This is a genomic window from Endozoicomonas sp. ONNA2, assembly GCF_024606365.1.
Classification (GTDB): Bacteria; Pseudomonadota; Gammaproteobacteria; order Pseudomonadales; family Endozoicomonadaceae; genus Endozoicomonas.
On record NZ_JAHHPO010000515.1, the window covers coordinates 1 to 1,620 of the forward strand.

The 1,620-nt window shown below is 51.4% G+C and carries 3 protein-coding genes; all 3 read right to left on the reverse strand.

Annotated elements, in window-relative coordinates:
- The coding region (locus tag KDK14_RS09150) for a hypothetical protein (protein WP_257264791.1) at positions 1-218 on the reverse strand (218 nt) is incomplete at its 3' end.
- Between the two features lie 108 nt (positions 219-326).
- Positions 327-941 (reverse strand): hypothetical protein, encoded by a 615-nt coding sequence (locus tag KDK14_RS09155; protein WP_257264792.1) that lies wholly within the window; start codon positions 939-941, stop codon positions 327-329.
- A 266-nt stretch (positions 942-1,207) separates the two neighbouring features.
- Positions 1,208-1,567 carry a hypothetical protein gene (locus tag KDK14_RS09160; RefSeq protein WP_257264793.1) on the reverse strand — a complete coding sequence of 120 codons (360 nt, stop codon included), beginning with the start codon at positions 1,565-1,567 and terminating at the stop codon, positions 1,208-1,210.
- Positions 1,568-1,620: the final 53 nt, after the last annotated feature.

A 1,620-nucleotide genomic window follows, 5' to 3' on the forward strand; every position in this document is an offset into this window, starting at 1 on the left:
CCATATTGGCCACTGAATTTTGTTCGGCCTATTACCGACGTGTAAGCCGGGTTGACTCTGGCCGTATCCACGCCTTCACGGTAAGCACGACTGACCAGTGTCTTATGAATCTGGTCATATGCCAGTCGGGACAGCATCCGGGCATAGCGGGCTGAGTGTACCGGAGTTGTCGCAAAACCGGTTCTACAGGATTGAATCGTAACAGCTTCATTACCCACTGCAGAAGCACTCTGATCCTTTGGTTCTGTCTGGTGATCTGCTATATCAGGCGTTGCGCCAGTTAACTCAGCTGGGATTATTCCGGGTATTTTCGTGAGAGCTCGTGCTTACAGTTCGTCAGGGCTCTCGCCCACAGTGGTTGTCAAACCAAGGCGTTCTGCAGCCATTCCGGCACCGGAAAAGGCTGCTTTTGCTGTATAGTCCAGCGCTTTTCCCACCAGGTACCCGACACCTCCACCAACCACGACCGAGCCTGTGCCAGACAGAATTCGGTTCAAAGCACCAGAATGATTCGCACGTATGGACGCTTGTTTTTCTGGTGGCCCCAGTACCATTAATGGACTTGTGATGGCACTACTGAAACCCAGACCACAGAGCGCTCCTGCATAGGTACACGCCTGGACAATATGAGAATCCTGCTGAATGTAGGGAGTGATACCAAGGTTATCCATATACGTGGATACGGTATCACGAATTTTCACAGAAGCATGCCAGAAGGCGGTACAACCGTGATAGACCCCTTGCCCGAGGAGGTTTCCCGCAAAGCCATAAGCGCCCGTATATAAGGCGCAATTCAGAAAATTGTCGTCGACCGCGAAGCGGGCTGTATGAAGGCCGAAAGCCAGCCCTGTCATGGTGCCAGCCAACGCCAGAGAATCCTTCATTACTGAGGCAGGAACAATAATGTTGTTCGTTGAACCTGTACCAGAGTTGATATCCATTGTTAAGTCCCTCTCAGATATAAGAACGTGACGTTTTACGTAAGGCGACCATGTAGATGCTCAAGCCAGGAAAAAGTTCCTGCTGGCAGGTAATAAAAGTATTTTCAGCGCGTGCACTGCTAATCCACTGCCCAGGAGGCTGACCGAGAATAGACTGCCCTTCGACAGGCCTCAGGACGAACGGAGTGCGGAGGCACGACAACCCGTCAAACTCATTGAAACCATGTTAGGTGTTTTGTACGCAAACAGGGGGGTTGACTACCTGTTCAGCGACCAGTGGCTATCGATCCAAGGCATTCAGCCGCCATTCTGGCACCGGAAAAGACGGCTTTTGCCGTATAGCCCAGCGTTTTTCCCACCAGATATCCGACACCGGCACCGAGCATGACCGAGCCTGAGCCAGACTTGATTCGCTTCATAGCATCAGGAGGAACCAGGCGAGGAGGAGGTTCATAATTGCGGCCCCAGTGCCCGCGTCTTTCCATTTCTATTGCCTCTTCTGATAGAGTCAGTAATGGAGCTTCGAGGGCACTACTGCAACACAGGCCATACCACGCTCCGGCGCAGGTAAATGCCTGGACAATATGAGAATCCTGACTGAAGGGGGTAATACCAAGGTAATTCATATAAGTAGTTGGCCAAATGGAATCGTATATTTCTGGCTAAGTGGACAGTTACT